Annotated in this window: 12 protein-coding genes; 1 reads left to right on the forward strand and 11 read right to left on the reverse strand. The window is 31.9% G+C overall.

The window, feature by feature from the left end; genetic code table 11:
* Positions 1 to 312: 312 nt before the first annotated feature.
* The 8 genes from EKL96_RS05160 to EKL96_RS05195 form a co-directional block, all read right to left on the reverse strand.
* Positions 313 to 1,167, reverse strand: coding sequence for a hypothetical protein (locus EKL96_RS05160; RefSeq protein WP_126459115.1), 855 nt, complete (start codon positions 1,165 to 1,167; stop codon positions 313 to 315).
* A gap of 287 nt (positions 1,168 to 1,454) precedes the next feature.
* Positions 1,455 to 2,621, reverse strand: coding sequence for an AAA family ATPase (locus tag EKL96_RS05165; RefSeq protein ID WP_126459118.1), 1,167 nt, complete (start codon positions 2,619 to 2,621; stop codon positions 1,455 to 1,457).
* Between the two features lie 6 nt (positions 2,622 to 2,627).
* Positions 2,628 to 3,473: a hypothetical protein gene (locus EKL96_RS05170; protein WP_233579267.1), complete on the reverse strand. Its 846-nt coding sequence runs from the start codon at positions 3,471 to 3,473 to the stop codon at positions 2,628 to 2,630.
* Positions 3,474 to 3,599: 126 nt separating this feature from the next.
* Entirely contained in the window at positions 3,600 to 4,262 is a 663-nt protein-coding gene (locus EKL96_RS05175) for an SLATT domain-containing protein (protein WP_126459121.1), read from the reverse strand.
* 177 nt (positions 4,263 to 4,439) lie between these two features.
* Entirely contained in the window at positions 4,440 to 7,316 is a 2,877-nt protein-coding gene (locus EKL96_RS05180; protein ID WP_126459124.1) for a type I restriction endonuclease subunit R, read from the reverse strand.
* Positions 7,317 to 7,400: 84 nt separating this feature from the next.
* Positions 7,401 to 8,123 carry a hypothetical protein gene (locus tag EKL96_RS05185; protein ID WP_126459127.1) on the reverse strand — a complete coding sequence of 241 codons (723 nt, stop codon included), beginning with the start codon at positions 8,121 to 8,123 and terminating at the stop codon, positions 7,401 to 7,403.
* 59 nt (positions 8,124 to 8,182) lie between these two features.
* Positions 8,183 to 9,322: a restriction endonuclease subunit S gene (locus EKL96_RS05190; RefSeq protein ID WP_126459130.1), complete on the reverse strand. Its 1,140-nt coding sequence runs from the start codon at positions 9,320 to 9,322 to the stop codon at positions 8,183 to 8,185.
* Complete coding sequence (locus EKL96_RS05195) at positions 9,322 to 10,884, reverse strand: type I restriction-modification system subunit M (protein ID WP_126459133.1); 1,563 nt, start codon at positions 10,882 to 10,884, stop codon at positions 9,322 to 9,324. The genes EKL96_RS05190 and EKL96_RS05195 overlap by 1 nt, the downstream gene beginning before the upstream one ends.
* Positions 10,885 to 11,264: 380 nt before the next feature.
* Here EKL96_RS05195 and EKL96_RS05200 point away from each other — a divergent pair, with 380 nt between their 5' ends.
* Positions 11,265 to 12,545, forward strand: coding sequence for a hypothetical protein (locus EKL96_RS05200; RefSeq protein ID WP_126459136.1), 1,281 nt, complete (start codon positions 11,265 to 11,267; stop codon positions 12,543 to 12,545).
* A 124-nt stretch (positions 12,546 to 12,669) separates the two neighbouring features.
* Here EKL96_RS05200 and EKL96_RS05205 read toward each other — a convergent pair whose 3' ends face one another.
* The 3 genes from EKL96_RS05205 to EKL96_RS05215 all read right to left on the reverse strand — a co-directional run bounded on the left by EKL96_RS05205 (position 12,670) and on the right by EKL96_RS05215 (position 15,887).
* Positions 12,670 to 14,193: a DUF5712 family protein gene (locus EKL96_RS05205; protein ID WP_126459139.1), complete on the reverse strand. Its 1,524-nt coding sequence runs from the start codon at positions 14,191 to 14,193 to the stop codon at positions 12,670 to 12,672.
* 4 nt (positions 14,194 to 14,197) lie between these two features.
* Positions 14,198 to 14,860, reverse strand: coding sequence for a BfmA/BtgA family mobilization protein (locus EKL96_RS05210; protein ID WP_126459142.1), 663 nt, complete (start codon positions 14,858 to 14,860; stop codon positions 14,198 to 14,200).
* Positions 14,861 to 15,026: 166 nt separating this feature from the next.
* The gene (locus EKL96_RS05215) at positions 15,027 to 15,887 is read right to left on the reverse strand and encodes a toprim domain-containing protein (protein WP_126459144.1); all 861 of its coding nucleotides are present in this window, start codon (positions 15,885 to 15,887) and stop codon (positions 15,027 to 15,029) included.
* Positions 15,888 to 16,084 lie beyond the last annotated feature (197 nt).

Genomic DNA, 16,084 nt, shown 5'->3' on the forward strand with positions numbered 1-16,084 from the left:
TTAACCCAAGAAATCATCAGCAAAACAACTGTCCACTTTGCTCCGGAATAGGGTGTCCACTTTCATCGGAATAGTCATCTATTTGATGTTCCATTATACTGAAATTTGATAGTCACAAAAATACTCTTTTAAACACTGAGTTTTTCATTGATGGAATTTAGGCATTTTTGTATTTTCCTCTAAAATGACAATCTAATTGTTAAATAAAAATGACTTTACATTAAAGCATAGATTTTCTGTTTATGACTAATTTTACAAGTACAAAACAATCTATAAATTAATCCATAAAACCCCAATTTCTGAAAACAACTGTTACTGGCTGGCCTTGTTTTCCATATCGTTTATTAGAGATCTACCTGCATCACTATTCCAAAAATCAATTTCATTTTTTTTAATTTCTTTTTCAATTTTTGCTTGTTGACTTTCACTTGCTTTTGGTCGATTATCGATATCTTTAATTCTATGGAGTATGAAACCGCCAAAAAAATCATCTTTAACTTTTTGTGGTGTTTTTAGTTTTCCATCGAGAAATTTTATTTTAATATCTTCACAATTATTTGGGTTTCCCTTCACTACGCTCCAAATCATAAATCTTAAAAACTTAACATAGACAGCAACGGTGGTGAAATTTTCATTATGGATTATTGTAGCATCAATGAATCTAGACATATAAGAGTCTACATTTATTCCTTTTGTTGTATGTGAAGTAATTCTATCTGTTAGAAAAACATTTAGGTCATTAAAATTAATTGGATATTTATATTCACTTAAAAATTGTTTCCATTCAAGTTGGACGTCATTAAGAAAATTTAATCTTTTCTCATTTTTAACAGAGTTATCCTTTTGCTGATTTATTAGGACTCTCCAAAGTACCGAAATAAGAAAATATGAGAAATTTTCGTTATATTCAAATTCTTGTTTATTATCTTTCATATATGGTAAGAATATATTGTTTGCAAACCATCGTTCTCTTTTACTAAATTCTTGTTCTGCTTGTTCTCCTAAAAGATATTCTTTTGGACCATCTTGAACCCTTACGTCTGGGTTTTCATATGTCCTCAAATATTTACTCCCAGTTTTTTTCATATAATCAAATGCGAATTTTGGTATGATATGACTCAATTTTAATTCAGTTTCGTTATCATATAATGCGCATTTTCCTATCATAATCTTAAGTTTTATAGTTTTTTGTGAGAGCTTGCCACTAACACCAGACTGTGAAAAAACTAAAATCAACCTTTAGAGAATCCCATATTTGAGATTTTTCTTTTGTAGCCCTCCGAATACTTCCTAAATTTGAAGTAGTTTTTTCAAAGCCTGACATTCTCACGCTTGTAAATGTTTTGGATGTTAGTAATCTTTCAATTTTCGGCTTTGCAGAAAGTTGATGTGAAACGATAATTCCACTAAACTCCAGCTAGCTCAAAATGGCTGTTGTATACTTTACCTTTTTATTAGTTTCTAGGTTTCACCAAACATTCTACAAACGCATTTTTTATACTTTTATTTAAATCTCTCATGTTTTTAAATTGACTGACATTTACTTTTTCAAGTATCTCTTCTTCAATGCTTTCTGGAAGTTCTTTATTGAAGTGAATTTTGAATTTTTGAATAATTGACTTTATCCTAAAATCTACAAATTTCTGTTTATCTCTATGAAATAATAGAGTAAAATATCCTTTATAATCAAATCTAGAACGTAATTCTGGAGAAATAATTTTCGTAAAATCCTCCTTGTTAATATTTGAGGTGAAAATTATAATGAAACCATTTAAGTCAATTTCCTCACTTAAAGAACTCGACATTTTTCCATTTTCTAGAACATCGAGAAAATAATTGAAAAGTGTAGAATTTGATTTTTCAAATTCATCGATTAGAATTAATCCAATATCTGAATTTTTAACTCGTATAAAAATTTCACCTTCTTCACTTCCTATATATCCTCGTGGACTACCAATTAGAGAATTTAATGAATTATCACTACTATAATTCCCAAAATTTATTTTTGCAAGTTTGCCTTTTCCTCCTAAACACTTATGAATGGCTCTAGCAACTTCTGTTTTTCCAACTCCAGAATCTCCCATTAAAAAAAGAGATAATATTTTATGTTCTCCTAGTTTATTAAAAACTCTAAAGTTTGTTATTAATTTAGAAAAATCATCTTTAAATTTTTCATGTCCATAAATTTCAGAAGAAAATGCTTTTAAGAAAGAATATACTTCTTCATTACTAATATCTATTATTTTTTTATGCTTTAATGGTTTTTCAAACTTAATTTCATCTTCATCCGTCACAATTATTCCTTCAACAATTTCTAAATCAGTAAATTCAATGAAACAAAATCGAAGTTCATATTCGAAATTTTTTTTGTTTTCTTTATCTGAAATGAAAGTAATATTTTCATTGAAGTAGGGGAATAGGCTTTCAGCATTGTACTGTAAAGAATTAAGTCCCGAGAGAGATGAAATATCGACAATTTGATTTAATTCACTCACATCATTAGCAAGTTCAAAATTACGCATGTATTCAGTTACACTAACAATATTAAAACCTTCTTTCTCTTTATTTTTTTTAAAATAATCGAAGTAATTCTTATCATAAAATAAAAGTTCTTGTATCATTCAAAATTATTTTGGAAAATTTACATTCTGAACAATAGCTAATAAATCAATATAGTGGTATTCTTTGTCGCTATGCTCTGAGCTTGTAAATAAAGAGTTGTTATTATTTGATTTAGTTTGATATTGGCTATCCTGAATCTCATCATTTGCAGGACTATTTAATATATTTTGCATTGAACCTAATTCTTGGAAAAAATCTAAAGAATTTTTTAAAGCTTCGATTTTGATTTTTCCTTTATATAAACCAACTATTGAAACTTTTCCAATAAATAAATCATCTACACTGTATGAACTTTCAAACTCACTTTCAAAAGTAAGCGGAATTTTTATCAATACTGCTTCTTCGGAATCTATTACCGTTCCTTTCATTTTATAAGCATAATCCTTAAACATCGAGTTGAATAAATTATTTATATCAAATCCATTTGCCCCTGGAATATTCATTCCTTTGAAAGACCCACTTGTAAAAAGTTTTACTGTTCTCAACTCAGGTTCGTTCTCTAGGGATAAATTTACATTGTCAATTTTTATTAATTGTCCTTCTTCTAAATTACTAAAGTCATGAGTTCGTCCGCTACGCTCAATTATTTCGCTTAAAATTATTGATTTGGTTGTTTTAATTTCAAACGTTTCTAACACTTTTTGTGAATCAGACTTGGAATTTTTGTTCGATGCTTCTGCATCAATATTAAAAAAGTTTAAAAAATTAACTCCTAGTTTTCCTTTATAGTCAACATCTTTCTGGTCTGTAGAATCAGTTTGTTTTTCCCGATTTAAAGCTATTACATTACTAAGCATCATCTTTATTTCGTATACTTTTGGAAAATTTATGTAATAAATATTAAAAATCATATTTTAGTTATTTGAGTTTTTTTTGCGATTCTGAGACGGTCTTACACACAACGTCCAGTTACTTTAGCGGGTTTGGGACTAAATTAAGCCAATTGCCCAAATCCGTTGTAGTGGTGTTATAGACTTTTAAAGTATTGTAATTACTAAAATTACAATAGGTGGCAAAGCAATTATTAGCGAATACCAACCGTAACATTTCCACCAATAATTCTTTTTTATTTTTTTTACGTCTTTTGTTGTAAGTTCTTTAAAATAATTTAGCTGAGTAATTTTAAAGCTTTCATAATCAATATCTTCATGGTTTTCGTATCGACATAATATTTCTTGATATTCATCTGCTAATTGCTGGCAAAAATTTAATGTTGTGTATTCCGAAGCTTGCGAATTCAGAGTTTTAAAAGTCCTTAGCTTATTATATAATTTGCTTAATTCCAAGCTGCAATCGTGAAAGTTTTTAGCTTTCATTTTATAATCCTGATTGTTTTCAAATTGTGCAACTACAAGTTGAATTATTGATAAGGCGGTAATGTAATAATTTATTAGACCCAAATTTCCATCATTATTTTCTATATTGTAAACGGCCAGTAATCCGGCAATTATTAAATATGCTGATAAAATTGAAAAACTAATATTAGACATTTTTGAGATGGTCGTAAGTCTTCGATCAGCTTTGAATCTAGCTCCTTTAGTCGTCCAAATCTTGTAATTTAATTCTTCAAGAAAACTTTTTTCTAGATATTCTTTTGATCCTGTAAAAATACTTTTCTTCTCTACTATTATTTCACTCATATTATTTGTTGTTTTTCGCTTAGTGATTGGCTATAATTTGAAATCATTCAAGATAAAGCAACTACTCAACAACCCTAAAAAGGATAGTTTGCCACTATCAAGTAACCTATTGCTTTCGCTAAATTATACCTAATTATTACAAATTAGTTTGTTATTATTTAAATATCCTTACACATTCTAAGCCATCATCCCCTTAACAAAAATCTCCACAAACTCCTTCATTTTAGCAATAATTCTATCGCCAATTACTCTTGCTTGAAGAATGCTGGGTCTGTTGTCCAAACATTGGAAAACCTCGTCTTTTATGGGTTCTCTACCGCTGTAAATGTAGGCGTCGATTAATGCTTTAAATTGCGCTTTATCCAGATGCTCGTCTTCGCATAGTTTGCCCAATGCTAGTACTTTTTGGTCTTGCCAGAATTTTTCAAATTCATCTTCTATGCTTTCTCCGTCTTTGATGTGTGGCATATTTTCATCGATGAATTTCTGAATCAGTTCTCGTTTACTTCTTAACTGAATATCACCACCCAATAAATCAATGATGGCTTTTCGTTGTACAGCTGCTGCTGATTCAGTTTTTGATCCTTTCAATTGTGCTAACAATTTTAGCATATAGGCAACGTTGATTTGGTCTCTGTGAATTAATTCTAATTCAAAATCGATATCATCCAGAATCGAAGTTTTTTGTTTTTCGTTGTCCCGTTTTACCTTTTCGTATAAGTCTAAGTATTTGCTTTTGTAATCTTCAAATTCTTGCTCGTCAATGAGTAAATCCTCCCAATCAAAATCGGTGTAGGATTGCAAGACATTCATAGCTCGCATCAATTTTCGGAAAGCTTGTACAAATTGAGCTTCGGCTTCTTCGCTCTCTAACTCATTTACGCTTTGGTAGGTTGGTGCAATTTCTCGCAAGCCTTTCAAAGCTTCGTCAAACTTCTCGGCTATTTTTTCATAATCGGGCATCGTAACCACTTCAATGGCATCTTTGTTAGAAAACAAAGTAATCGCATCGTCAGTGGCTTTTTTGAGGTTTCTAAAGGACAAAATATTCCCTTGTGACTTTTGCCCAAGGATTCGATTGGTTCTCGAAAAAGCCTGTATCAAGCCATGTTGTTTCAAGTTTTTATCCACATAAAGCGTGTTTACTTTTTTGGCATCAAAACCCGTAAGCATCATATTCACTACAATTACAATGTCTAAACGGTCTTTCTCGTTGTTAAAGTTTTCCTTTTCACGGTCTTTTAACCGTTTGCTTATGTTTTGGGCATATTTTTGAAATGATTCGCTGTCTTTTGTCGAATAGCTCGTGCCAAACATATTGTTATAATCACCAATATAGCTTTCTAGTTTATCTCTGGTATGCTTTCCTTGATAACTGGTTATCGGTTCTGCCATAACATCAAAATCGACTTCATCCTCTGGAAGGAAATCCTGTGCTTCGTCTGAATCTTCATTGGTGCCATAGGTAAAAACAGTGGCAATACGCAAATCGTGTTCTCCTGCGGCTTTCTTTTGTTGAAAAAGGTCGTAATACTGAATCACATTACTGATACTGCTTACCGCCAAAAGGGCTGAATAATCTCGACTAAAGGTTTTCTGATTGTGATAAGCAATGATATAATCAACGATTTTGTTGATTCTTTTTTCGGAATCTAAAACCTCTTGTTTATCAATATCTTCAACTTCAATGTCGATAAAAGCTTTGCTCTTGTTTTTGTATTTCCCCACATATTCAATTCCAAAACGCAATACGTTTTCATCATGAATAGCATCCGTAATCACGTATTTATGCAAGCAATTGCCAAATAAATCTTTGGTGGTTCGTTTTCCTAAATCATTCTTAGAAGCATTTTCGGCAAATATGGGTGTTCCTGTAAAACCGATTAACTGACTTTTATCAAAGAATTTGGTAATTCTATCATGAGTTTCTCCAAATTGTGAACGGTGGCATTCATCAAATATAAATACGATTTTCCTGTGCCGCAAGGCTTCTATTTTACCTGCAAAACGTTCCGAAACAGCATTGTTTAATTTCTGAATCGTAGTTAGAACCAACTTGGTATTATCTGTTAATTGCCGTACCAAAGATTGTGTATTATCCGTAACGTCAACGCTATCTTTTTTAAAAGCATTGAATTCATTCATAGTTTGGAAATCCAAATCTTTTCTGTCAACTACAAAAACGACTTTGTAAACGGCTGGCAATTCCATCACGATTTGGCTTGCCTTGAACGAAGTTAAGGTTTTACCCGAACCTGTGGTATGCCAAATATAAGCATTCTCATTAGAGTTTTTGACTTGATGAATAATCGCTTCCGTGGCAAAATATTGATACGGTCGCAACACCATCATCACTTTATGGGTTTCATTAATCACGATATAATGGGCTACCATTTTACCCAAATGAGTTGGGTTCAAAAAAGCCGCTGTAAACTCGGTTAACTCGGTAACATTTTTATTATTAGCATCTGCCCAAAAGAAGGTTTGTTTTACCGATTGCAATTTGTTGTTGGCCAAATATTTGGTATTAACTCCATTGCTTATCACAAACAGTTGCACGTACTGAAACAAACCGTGATTGCTCCAAAAAGAATGCAATTGGTAGCGATTAATTTGGTTGAATGCTTCTTTAATTTCTAAGCCAGAACGTTTGAGTTCTATTTGTACCAAAGGCAAACCATTGACCAAAAGCGTTACGTCAAAACGGTTTTTGTAGCTTCCTTCCAGACTGATTTGATTGGTAACTTGAAATAAATTTTTGCTATTATCTTCCGCATTAAAAAATCGAACATAAAACGAAGTGCCATCTTCCTTATTCAATTGAAAGCGGTCTCGAAGCGTTTTGGCTTTTTCAAAAACATTGCCTTTGGCTAAATGATTGATGATAGCATCAAACTCTTTGGCTGTAAAAGTGGTTTCGTTAAAAAGTTCTAATTGACTTTGTAGATTGGAAACCAAAGCTTCGCCATCGGGAATATTTACAGACGCATACTCTAAACCCCGCAATTGCTTGATTAAGTTGTTTTCTAAGATTGCTTCGGATTGATGGCTCATAATTATACAAATAGTTGCTGCAACAAGCCTTTTTTAAAGCTTTGCGTTTGGTTGATTTGTTGGCTGGTACTTTCTATTTTGGTATCAATACTTGATAAAATGTAATTCACTTGTTTTTTTTATTTCCGTTTCAAAATTTTTATTTCTAATTAAAATCTCTAATGTCTCCAATATTTTTTTATAAATGTCAGCAACATCCATAATGCCAAAAACACCTGTTCTTTTAGTTTTTCCGCTTTCAATCAAATCATCAATAGCAAAATTATCTTTAAATTTTATTTCAAATGCTTTTATATCAAGACACAAATCGCTGATTACTGAAATTACATTTTCATCTACATGAAGAGAATAAATTGTAATAATGGATTCTAATTTTAGTCTAAACTGTTCTAATCTATTTCTTTCATCTTTTAATATTTTGTATGTGGTGTCAGTGTCAAAAGTTTCCATATACTTACTGAAAACAATACATATTTCTAATACTACAATTTTATTAAGTGCGTTTATCGAAGAAATACCTACATGACGGATAATTTTTGATTTTTTGGATGTACCAATTATTAATAATTCGCCATATAACTTATCTTTAATAAAAGCAATATCATCATTTTTTGACGGCAGATTATCAATAAAAGAAATGTTGTTTGTATATGGCATATCGTTTATAAATTCGCAAATCTCTTGGATTACGGAAGCTGTTTTTTTAACGATTAATTTTTTATTCTTATTCCGTATCTTTTTAACTACTAAAAAAGGGATTAGGATAGAAGCAATTACTAAAAAAAAACTACTGACTAATACATTCATCCAAAATGAATCCCAATCAAAATTTGTGAAAAAACATATCATAATTTAATTTTCAATAATTACACAAATAATTGCTGCAATAACCCTTTTTTAAAGCTTTGCGTTTGGGTGATTTGTTGAGCGGTGCTTTCTATTTTAGCATCGATACTCGACAAGAAATCGGCTATTTTTTTTTGTTCTGAAAGGGTAGGAATACCACAAATTTCATTAGAATAATCTTTAAAATATATATGAGGAATAGTACTTCCTGTAACATATTTTACAAAATCAATATTTGAAAGTAAGCAATATAAAAAATAAGTATCAATACGAAGTTTTGGGCTTATTATTTCCATTGTACCTAAAACTGAAGATTTGCCTTTACAATATAATAATCTACCAACACCGGCTCCGTCTTTTACTATACTAACATAATCATTTTCTTCTTTATAAAAATCAACTTTTTTTAATACTCCTGAAGCTCCGTAAATAATGAAAGCGCCGAAATTTTCTTCAATCTTATTAGCTGAAATATTAGAAGATTTTTTAGTTGCAACCTCCCCCAACTTTTTCTCTTCCCAATCCAGATAATCTTCTCCATTTTCATCCTTAAACCGCAATTTACCAGAGAACAATTGTTGCATTACGCCTTTTTTGTATTGTTCTAACAATTCCTTTTTGCGGGAAAGTTGCTGTAATTTTTCATCCACAGCACTTAAAAAAGAAGCTATTTTTTGTTGTTCTGGAAGGCTTGGAAGTGAGATTTTGTAATTAGAGAATTGAGGAGCAGTTAATTGAGGAACGCCAGTGCTTTCTACAAAAAGATTTAATCTATTTATAACATTCTCACTAAAATAAATATCTTCATTTGCGAGTGGCTTTAAAACTAATAACCTTACTATTGGATAATATTGATGGTCTCTAGCATGGGCTATTCCAATATAAACACCTCTTCCTGCTACAGTAATTGTTCCAGATTCAATTTTATATATATCAGAATATCCATAGAAACCCTTATCTTTTTTTGCATTAGCATAAATTGGATATTTAAACTTTTCAGTTTTTTCAAAACTTACCCTTTCATTATCTATATCCCCACCAGCATTTATTTTAAATACTTTTCCGATTTTTTTTTCTTTCCACTCATCTTCAAATCCAAAGAATCTTAATTCAGGAACTAAAGCTTTTTTCTTTTCACTATTCAAAGTTGCTGTACTCATTAAAATGGTGTTTCAATTCCTAATTCAGTACAAAAACCTTCAATTGTTGCATCCGTTGTTTTACTAAGGTCTGCCAATTCTCGTAATTCATTGGTTATAGCTTTTAAATCTATAGCATCTTCTTCTTCAAAAGTATCTACATAACGAGGAATATTCAAGTTGTAATCGTTGGTGGCAACTTCGCTTAAAGCGGCAATATGGCTGTATTTCTCTTCTTCGGTTCGGTTTTCGTATGTGTTTATGATTTTGTCAATATCCTCGGTACGCAACACGTTTTGAGTTTTCACCTTTTCATAATGTTGGCTGGCATCTATAAACAAAATGCTTTTGGCATCGGTTCGCTTTTTCTTCAAAACCAAAATACAAGTCGGTATACTCGTTCCATAAAAAATGTTGGCTGGCAAACCTATTACGGCATCCAAGTAATTCTTTTCATTTATCAAATATTTCCGTATGTGTCCTTCTGCACCACCACGAAACAAAACCCCGTGAGGGAGAACGATGGCCATAGTTCCGTTATCATCTAGCTGGTGAACCATATGTTGCACAAAGGCAAAATCGGCTTTACTGCTTGGCGCGAGTTTTCCATAAGCAGAGAAGCGGTCATCGCTCATAAACAAAGGACTAGCACTCCAATTTGCAGAAAAAGGAGGATTAGCAACAATGGCTTCAAAACGCATATCAAAATGTTGTGGTCTTTCAAGTGTATCTTCGTTCTTGATATCAAAACGCTTGTAGTGAACATCGTGCATAATCATATTCATACGGCACAAGTTGTAAGTGGTAGGGTTCATTTCCTGACCGTAAAAAGCACTTACGTCTTTTACTTCTTTGGCTACACGTAATAATAATGAACCAGACCCACATGTCGGGTCATAAACGCTCTTGAGTTTGTCTTTGCCCACCGTTACCAGTTGAGCCAAAACGCTGCTTACTTGTTGTGGCGTATAAAATTCACCTGCTTTCTTGCCAGCTCCACTGGCAAACTGTCCTATTAAATATTCGTAGGCATCACCCAGAACATCGCTGTCGGTGTTTTCTAAATCAAAGTCAATTTCATCTAAATGTACCAAGACTTTTACTATCAATTCGTTTTTGTCAGTCTCGGATTTTCCTAGTTTATGAGAGGTTAAATCCAAGTCGGAAAACAGGTTGCCAAAATCTTCTTCGCTTTCAGAACCCATCGTACTTTGCTCAATGTGCGTGAGTACTTTAGCTAAATCCCCAAGAATGAAATTATTTTTTCCGCCTGCGTTTCCTCTTCGTGCTAATTCCGAAAACAAATCACAAGGTTCCAAGAAAAATCCCAGTTTATCAATCGATAATTGTTTAATTTCTTGCATCAAGACTTCTTCCTCGGGATGTCCTTCGATTTCTTGAAAAGTCAAACCGTCTGGCTTTAGGATAGTGGTGGCATACAAATCCATTTTTGTACTCAGGTACTTGTAGAAAATAAAACCTAATATGTAATCTCTAAAATCGTCGGCATCCATTTTTCCTCGAAGGGTGTTGGCGATATTCCAGAGTTGTTGTTCTAATTTTTGTTTTTGTTCAGCTGCCATTAAGCAATTATTATTTTGGATTAAAATAAGATATTTATGACTGCTAAAGTATCGAATATATACTGAAGTGTAATGAGGAAAACCGTAAAGAAGAAAAAAAACACGCTTTTTTGTTTTCCTTTACTTTCTTATACTATCTTTTTAGTTGTCTTTCAGGTTATTCCGTTATTATAAGCTGGTCTGGAGCCTTAAAAGGAAATACTAATTAGTACGCTCCCGTATTATATTTGCTTTTGAAAGAAAAAATAATGCTCTTAAATTATTTGTTTTCTTTTAAAGTAACACCTTAAGATAGTTAGGGTATTTTTTCTGATTTTAAGCCTTTTTATTTAATTATTTAAGTGAGGCGTACTAGGCTTGTAATTTTAAATAATCACTATATGAATCATTACCAATTAAAAAAACAAGGTACTAAATTTGATTTTTTATCTCAGGATGAAATGACGGCTTTAATGAAAGAGTATTACGAGGATCGAATTGCAATGGCTTCCCTAAAAGCAAAATACAAACTTCCTCAAAATAATAATTTTGAAGAGCAATTTCCTTGGGAAAAAACAGCAGAAACGTGTACTTTATGTAACTGTCAAGTGGTTGTAATTCCACACCATAGGAATCTATATCCAAATAAACCTGTGTGCTCAAATTGTGGTCACATAAATGAAGGGCATTGTACTTGTAGTTCTTGTCTCGATATGAAACGTCAAGTATATTTACAGGAAGAAAAAGAACGGGAAGAACGCATTTCAAATCAGTTACACCTTGAAGAATCTGTAAAAATCCCTTTTGAAAAACTCACGGCTGAAGAGAAAATAAGTCTAGGAATGTTAGTCCGGAATATGTCATCAGAAGATTTAACTTATATTGTTCCTCTCTCCAGTAAAGAAAACTGGAAAAACAGCAAAGATTTTGTGTTGCCGCTTTATAAATCAAAGATTTTAACGGTTCATCCTGAAAGTGATTATAGTTTCATTGGAATTAAAGAAAATAAATTCAATGAGACCATTCTTTCTATTGAACTCTATAAAATGAAGTGGAATATCAATGTTTTGAAAGATGATTTATCAAATTATGAATTGTATAATTACTTGGCTAGGGCGGAGGATCAATTAAAACTAACCAATGAAGAGCTTTTTTTATACTGGAAAAAAATTGCCAAACATGAAGCTCAATTATATCTTGCTTACAATTTTGATCAGGTTCTCAAAATAGAATTTAAAAATGATTTTGCAATAGAGAATCTATTGGAGTATTTAACGAATCATTTTTCTATTGGTCAGATTTATAATTTGATTTGGAAGTATACCAATAATACATTGCGTTTCAAAGAGGAACGACAAGTGACAACAAATCATATTTATAATTATTTGCTGAAGTGTATCAGAAATGAAGCCGAAAAAATCATTGCAAACAGCTATAATTTAGGACATTTTGACAAACCTAAATACATACAGGAAAGTTCTTTTTCGGACTTTTTCTTCAGTTATATTTTAAAGGCAAATGGACAGGGGTATAGAATAACTCCCTCTGAATTTTTTGAAATTAATCAGAACAACTTGGATGATACACAAGAATTTGTGCAATTTAAGACAGTTGGTGATTACCTTAATACTTATAAATTTCTCTCTACAAATAAGGAGCCTTTTAAAGACGAAGAAGAGTAAGATGTTGGTAATCCATGATTGGTTAACAAATCGATACAATCATAATAGGATTGCCTTGATTTTCGGTTCAGAGGTTTTCTGGAGCTTAAAACCTCTGAACTGAAAATTGAGGATAGCGAAGCGATTAGTAGCCCACATCCTTTCCAATATCAAGAACTTTTCTCATAACTTTTATTGACAAGTCAGTTATGGATTTTGGGAAACTAGTCGGTATTTTCGCAAATGGAATTTGCTCTTTTATACTTTGAATAGGGTTCAATTGTTTCTTCATCTCATTTAACCCTGTGTGCTTCATTATGAAGTTTTTAGTCTCGTTTTTTACCCCATTGGATATTTTATTTCCTATTTCTTTTTCGGACTTTTCAATATTGTAATTTTTCTTTCTATCATTAAAATATTCATACGATTGGTGAATTGGTCTGGCATACTCGAATTTTTTATCAAAGGTTTGCTCTGCCGTTTTGAAAAAAGCACTGCGATTAAAACCAACTTGATTTTTTCCAGCCAAAAGCATTTTATCCCTTGCGGATGCCAGGGGGGAAAGAGATATTTTATCCCGAGCGTTTTGGTTGGCTCTGTCGTGCCTAGACACTAAAACGTGCATGTGGTAGTTGTCGCCACCTTTCAAAGTGTCGTGTTTGATGACTTCCTTAGTAAATGGATCTCTGTTTAGTTTGGGTTCCAATTCCTTTATTTTTTCAGGATTGCTTTTTTCGATTTTGATTTCTCGTAAAAGTTCCTTGTTCCTTATAACTTCTCTGTCTTTGTGGTTGTAATGCCTTTGTGTCTCTACTTTTCCGAACCAAAGTAAATCATCGCCTGTGAGCTGTCTTTTGCTCAAATCGAACCCTTTTTGATTTGCATGCTCTTTATATATATCCTCTTTTTTGGTTCCGTATTCTTTCTCAATGGCTTCATTTATTTTAGTGTGATACAGCGTTTTAGGAATTTTATACGTTCCGTTTTTTTGTTCATGCAGAAGTATTTTTGGAATCGAAACCTCTTTGTTTCCAAAACCTTCCAAATTCATTTCAACTTTTAAAGATTTTTTGTTTTCCGAAATGATTTTCAAATCCTTCAATTCCTTCCACTCCTTCGGATTTGTGTTTTCTTTTATCTCAATTCCTCTTTCTTTCAAATAGTCTTTGTAAATTTTATTTGTTTCACTTTCTAGGGCTTTCTTTTCCTCATTGTTCGGAAGCTTGTTAGGGTTAATGAAGACCTCCCTTTTGAAATTTGAAGCGTATTCAGACATAATATTTTTGGTGTAAAGTTTCAATTGCATCTTGATAAGTTCTTGTTTGCTTTCTTCGTAAACAGGACTGTTTTTATCGTATTCCCTTTTGGTTAATTCGGCAACCGCTATGTTTTCAAGGTGTTTTAGTTCGTCTTTACTTGGCGAAATATTCAGCATGTAGAAATTTGATTCGTTTAGTTTGCGAGAGCCCCTATTTGAATCGATAGCATGTTTCACATCATCCATTTTTATGTTTTGCAAAGGTTGTGTCTCTGAATACTCTTGATTGAAAAAATTCTCCTGCAGTCTTACTTTATCCGTGTCAATTTCGTTTTCTTTATTCAGATATTCGACAAGCCCCGAACAACTAGAACTTGATTTGGTATCGTGGGCGATAAATTTTACATTCATGATTTTATCTATTTCGTTTAAAGGCTTCTACGTATTCTAAAATTCTTTTCCATTCTTCAATATCCCATTCAATAACTACTTTATCCTTACCAATTAACTGCTTCTCTATTTTTGTGTTTTCCTTTACAATTTCGTGTAATTTCCTGTAAAATCTTAAATCTTCATTTATCCCTTCTATACTTTTTTGCATGGAATTTAGCTGTTGATTCTTGGAAGATAAATCCTGTGTAAGGCTGATGATTTTTTTATTTTGTTGTGAAATTATGTTCGGTTCTTCCGCTTTCTCAATCAAAATTTCATTTCTTTTATCAATTGAATTATTGATTTTATTTTCAAAAAGAGTGTTTATTTTTCGACTCATCGGAGTTAAAAGATCTCTCTCGTTTGACTTTAAAATTTTTACGTTTTCTTTCAGGTTTTCATTTATTTCTATTTTGAAATTTTTTAAATCCGACTTCAATTCAAGAAAATTTTTCAAAAACACATTCGAGATTTGTTCGCTTGGAGCTATATTATTTCTCTTGAAAAAATAATGGACTTGAGAAATACACTCGTTAAAGGTTGCGAAATCGTAGGTCTTTTTTAACCAATCGAGTTGGCTTTTACTTTCATGGCTAATTCTTATGTTTACATCCTTCTGCATGTAATTATGTCTACTATTTTCCATTGTAAAGTGTTGATTATAAGTTTTGTTTGGTATTTGGTTAGTAAAAAAGGAGTATGAATGCACGCATTCATCGAAAGTCTATTAAGTTAAATTATTAAAAATCAGTCAGTTGTAGTTTGGGTTGTCGCATAGCGCAATCCCCTCTTGCTCCCTCATATCTTCATATTCAATCTTTAATTTCACCGCCATTTACCAAGCACTCATTTAGGTCTTTAAATCCATGAAAAAGCGCTCTACAATCTTTCGCATTTTCAAATTTTCCCATTATCAATGAAGTGTATTTATCTCCTGTCGTGTCATTATCTAAGTACAATTCTATAAAATCATAATCACTCAAAACCGAAATATTCTTCACTAACAATGCCACCGAATTTAAAATCAAATAATCCGATTCCTCCATTATTAAATTTTCCTGAATCTGTATAATAGATAAATAGTCAAAAAAGCCTTCGTAGATCCTTAGCGTTTTTGATTCATTGTGGATTAGTGATATGTCTTTCTTTCCTAAACAGATTTTTGCATATTTAGATCTTATTTCCCATCCTTGGCTTTTATTTTGAAATCCTAAAGCGAAGTAATTTTTTTCATTTATTGTGTAGTGGATTTCTTTGAGCTGTTCAATATTTTTGGAATTATGTATTTGTCTACTTTTTAGATATTGAATTAAAGCGACATGTTGAACCGGTATTATTTTTTCAATATGATTAGTACTATTCAGTTCCTTAGTTGGTGTTTCAAAAATTTGCTTTTGAAAAGAAAAAAAAGTATCGAATTTTTCTAGGTAACTCAAAGCTTCATTAACACTAAATCCAAACTTTTGAATTACGAAGTCTATAACGTTCCCGCCTTTCTGTTCTCCGTGGTCAAACCATCGATTAATTTTTCTATTGAGCTTAAAAGAGGCTGTTTTTTCAATTCTAAAAGGGGATAAATACCAACTTTCATTTTCATTAGATTTTGTGGGTTCACATCCTAAATTTTGAAGTACTTTTTCTATTGAAATTTCTCTTGCTTGAGTCGAATTCATTACAGCGTATTTTGTAGGTTAAAAAAATGTAAAAAAGTGATGAATTGATGACAAAGTGGTCTCAGCCCAATATTGATAGGGGATTACGTCTCCTCATTTTGTCATCACGTCATCATTATTAAAACTCTGTCATCATTTTTTATTCATCATTATAATTTTTGATGACAAAATGATGACAATATAAAGCCTTACTGTTG

The sequence above is a fragment of the Flavobacterium sp. LS1R10 genome, from assembly GCF_003968825.1.
Lineage (GTDB): Bacteria > Bacteroidota > Bacteroidia > Flavobacteriales > Flavobacteriaceae > Flavobacterium.